The organism is Tahibacter caeni (genome assembly GCF_024609805.1).
Classification (GTDB): Bacteria; Pseudomonadota; Gammaproteobacteria; order Xanthomonadales; family Rhodanobacteraceae; genus Tahibacter; species Tahibacter caeni.
In genome coordinates, this window is sequence record NZ_JANFVR010000375.1 from 1 (window position 1) to 4,120 (window position 4,120).

General features: G+C 67.9%; 3 protein-coding genes. All 3 read right to left on the reverse strand.

Annotated features, from left to right (window positions below; genetic code table 11):
- Nucleotides 1-149: 149 nt before the first annotated feature.
- Entirely contained in the window at nt 150-626 is a 477-nt protein-coding gene (greA, locus tag NON22_RS21020) for a transcription elongation factor GreA (protein WP_257388940.1), read from the reverse strand.
- A complete protein-coding gene (gene carB, locus NON22_RS21025) occupies nt 623-3,850 on the reverse strand; it encodes a carbamoyl-phosphate synthase large subunit (protein ID WP_257388941.1) in 3,228 nt (1,075 codons plus the stop codon). The genes greA and carB overlap by 4 nt, the downstream gene beginning before the upstream one ends.
- Nucleotides 3,834-4,120 (reverse strand): hypothetical protein (locus tag NON22_RS21030; RefSeq protein WP_257388942.1); only part of this gene is annotated, 287 nt, incomplete at its 5' end. The genes NON22_RS21030 and carB, both read right to left, overlap by 17 nt.

Below are 4,120 nucleotides of genomic sequence, written 5' to 3' on the forward strand. Positions count from 1 at the left end.
GCCGGCAGCGCATCGCCGCGGCGCAGCCAGAACGCGAGCGGTCCCGCCGCGAGCGCCGCATCGGCGGCGAGCACGGCACGCGGCGGCAACAGCAGGGTCAGACGGTTCATGCGACCTCCTCCGACACGCTTACGCCCGCAGCGTACGCGTCAGTCGTAGCGAACCGCCGTGATCTCGTAGCGCTTGACGCCGTTCGGCGCCTGGAATTCGAACGAGTCGCCCTGGCTCTTGCCGATCAGCGCGCGCGCGATCGGCGAGCTGACGGCGATCAGGCGCTGCTTGATGTCGGCTTCGATGTCGCCGACGATCTGATAGGTGACCTGATCGCCCGAGTCCTCGTCCTCGAGCTCGACCGTCGCGCCGAACACGATGCGCGGCCCGGCCTGCAACTTCGACACGTCTATGACCTCGGCGTAGCTCAAGGTCGCTTCCATTTCCTGGATGCGCCCTTCGACGAAACCCTGCTGTTCGCGCGCCGCATGGTATTCGGCGTTTTCCTTGAGGTCGCCGTGCGCGCGGGCCTCGGCGATCGCTTCGATGATGCGCGGGCGGTCGACGGTCTTGAGTTTCTCGAGCTCTTCGCGCAGACGCTCGGCGCCTTTGAGGGTCAAGGGCGGACGCTTCATGCTTTCAGTTCCTTGTGCAGCTCTTGCAGGCTGTTGACGCTGCCGTCGCCGCGATAGTCCAGCGAGTGCAGCAGCGCGCGGGCGCCGGCAATGGTAGTCGAATAGGTGATGCGCTGCTGCAGGGCCTCGCGCCGGATCGAGAACGAGTCCGCGATGGCCTGCTTGCCTTCCGTGGTGTTGACGATGAAGACGATCTCGCCGTTCTTGATCAGGTCGACGACGTGCGGCCGGCCTTCGAGCACCTTGTTCACGCGCTCGCAGGCCAGGCCCTGCGCCTGCAGCCAGTCGCAGGTGCCGCTGGTCGCGACCAGCGAATAGCCGCGGCGCAGCAGGTCCTGCGCGACCGACAGCAGGCGCGGCTTGTCCGGGTCGCGCACCGACACGAACACCTTGCCCTTCGGCGGCGCGCCGATGTTGGCCGCTTCATGGGCGCGCGCGAACGCGGCGCCGAAGCTGCGGCCCACGCCCATGACTTCGCCGGTCGAACGCATCTCGGGGCCGAGGATGGGATCGACGTTCTGGAACTTCAGGAACGGGAAGATCGCTTCCTTGACCGAGTAGTACTGCGGGATGACCTCCTGCGTCGCGCCCTGCGCGGCCAGGCTCTGGCCGACCATGCAACGCGCGGCGATCTTGGCCAGCGCCACGCCGGTAGCCTTGGACACGAACGGCACCGTGCGCGAGGCGCGCGGATTGACCTCGAGGATGAACACCTTGTCGTCCTGGATCGCGAACTGCGTGTTCATGAGGCCGACCACGTCGAGCTCGCGCGCCATCGCGCGGACCTGCTCGCGCAGCTGGTCCTGGATCTCCGGCGACAGCGAGTACGGCGGCAGCGAGCAGGACGAGTCGCCCGAATGCACGCCGGCTTCCTCGATGTGTTCCATGATGCCGCCGATCAGCACGTTGCCCTCGCTGTCGGCGACTATGTCCACGTCGACCTCGACGGCGTTGTCGAGGAAGCGGTCGAGCAGCACCGGCGAATCGTCGGACACGCGCACGGCTTCGGTGATGTAGCGCTTGAGGTCGGCGTCGGAATGCACGACTTCCATCGCGCGGCCGCCGAGCACGTAGCTCGGCCGCACGACCATCGGATAGCCGATCTCGCGCGCGAGCGCGAGCGCCTGGTCGGCCGTGCGCGCGGTGCGGTTCGGCGGCTGGGTCAGGCCGAGCTTGGCCACCATCTGCTGGAAGCGCTCGCGGTCCTCGGCCAGGTCGATCGAGTCCGGCGACGTGCCGATGACCGGCGCGCCGTTGGCTTCGAGCGCGCGCGCGAGCTTCAGCGGCGTCTGGCCGCCGTACTGCACGATGACGCCCTTGGGCTTTTCCTTGTCGATGATCTCGAGCACGTCCTCGAGCGTCAGCGGCTCGAAGTACAGGCGGTCGGACGTGTCGTAGTCGGTGGAGACGGTCTCCGGATTGCAGTTGACCATGATGGTCTCGTAGCCGTCTTCGCGCAGCGCGAGCGCCGCGTGCACGCAGCAGTAGTCGAACTCGATGCCCTGGCCGATGCGGTTCGGACCGCCGCCGAGCACCATGATCTTGTCGCGCGCGCTCGGCTGCGCCTCGCATTCTTCCTCGTAGGTCGAATACAGGTAGGCCGTCGAGGTCGCGAACTCCGCCGCGCAGGAGTCCACGCGCTTGTAGACCGGGCGCACGTTGAACGCGCGGCGCAGGGTGCGCACAGCGTTCTCGTCGGTGCCGAGCAGGCCGGCCAGGCGCGAGTCGGAGAAGCCCTTGCGCTTGAGCCGCAGCAGGCGTGCCGCGTCGATCGCGGCGAGGCCGCGCGCCTTGACCTCGGCCTCGGTGCGGATCAGGTCTTCGATCTGCGCGAGGAACCAGCGGTCGATGCGCGTCAGCGCGTAGATCTCTTCGAGGCTCAGGCCGGCGCGGAAGCCGTCCGCGACGTAGAACACGCGCTCGGGGCCCGGCTCCTTGAGCTCGCGCTTGAGGGTCGCGACGCCTTCGGCGCTCGCGATGTCCACGCGCGTCGGGCTCAGTCCGTCCTTGCCGGTCTCCAGGCCGCGCAACGCCTTCTGCAGCGATTCCTGGAACGTGCGGCCGATGGCCATGACCTCGCCGACCGACTTCATCTGCGTGGTCAGGCGCGCGTCGGCGGCCGGGAACTTCTCGAACGCGAAGCGCGGGATCTTCGTGACCACGTAGTCGATCGACGGCTCGAACGACGCCGGCGTCAGGCCGCCGGTGATCTCGTTGCGCAGTTCGTCGAGCGTGTAGCCGACCGCGAGCTTCGCGGCGACCTTGGCGATCGGGAAGCCCGTGGCCTTGGAGGCCAGCGCCGAGGAGCGCGACACGCGCGGGTTCATCTCGATGACGACGACGCGGCCGTTCTCGGAATTCACGCCGAACTGCACGTTGGAGCCGCCGGTGTCGACGCCGATCTTGCGCAGCACCGCGATCGAGGCGTCGCGCAGGCGCTGGTATTCCTTGTCGGTCAGGGTCTGCGCCGGCGCGACCGTGATCGAGTCGCCGGTGTGCACGCCCATCGGGTCGAGGTTCTCGATCGAGCAGACGATGATGCAGTTGTCCGCCGTGTCGCGGACCACTTCCATCTCGAATTCCTTCCAGCCGAGCACCGATTCCTCGACGAGCACCTCGCCTACCGGCGACAGCTCCAGGCCGCGGCTGACGATCTCGACGAATTCCTCGCGGTTGTAGGCGATGCCGCCGCCGGAGCCGCCGAGCGTGAACGACGGCCGGATGATGGTCGGGAAGCCGACCTTGGTCTGAGCTTCGAGCGCCTGCTCCAGCGTGCGCGCGATTTCCGCACGCGGGCATTCCAGGCCGATGTCCTTCATCGCGTGGCGGAACAGCTCGCGGTCCTCGGCCATGCGGATGGCCTCGCGCGACGCGCCGATCAGTTCGACGCCGTGTCTTTCGAGCACGCCCTTGTCGGCCAGCTCCAGCGCACAGTTCAGCGCGGTCTGTCCGCCCATGGTCGGCAGCAGCGCGTCGGGCTTTTCCTTGACGATGATGCGCTCGACCGTGTCCGGATTGATCGGCTCGATGTAGACCGCGTCGGCAGTCTCCGGGTCGGTCATGATCGTGGCCGGATTCGAGTTGACCAGCACGACGCGGAAGCCTTCCTGCTTGAGCGCCTTGCAGGCTTGCGCGCCGGAATAGTCGAACTCGCAGGCCTGGCCGATGACGATGGGGCCGGCGCCGATGATCAGGATGGTCTTGAGATCAGTTCTTTTGGGCACTGTCGCCTCCGGGTGGCGTGTCGGCTCCGGCGACGACTTCGGCGTCGCGCACGGAGCTGGAAGGAATGTCGAATTCGACGCCGCCGTCGTGCGGCGCGAGCTGCAGGCGCAGGGCCGCGCGCGAGTAGCGCACGAGCTTGCCGGCGCGGCGCGAGCCCAGGGTCGTACGCACGACCACGTCTTCGCCGAGGTGGGCGCCGAGCTGTTCGTAGCTGACGACGGCCACGGCCGGTTCGTGCGCCGCCACCGGCAGGACGGCGCCGGCGGCGG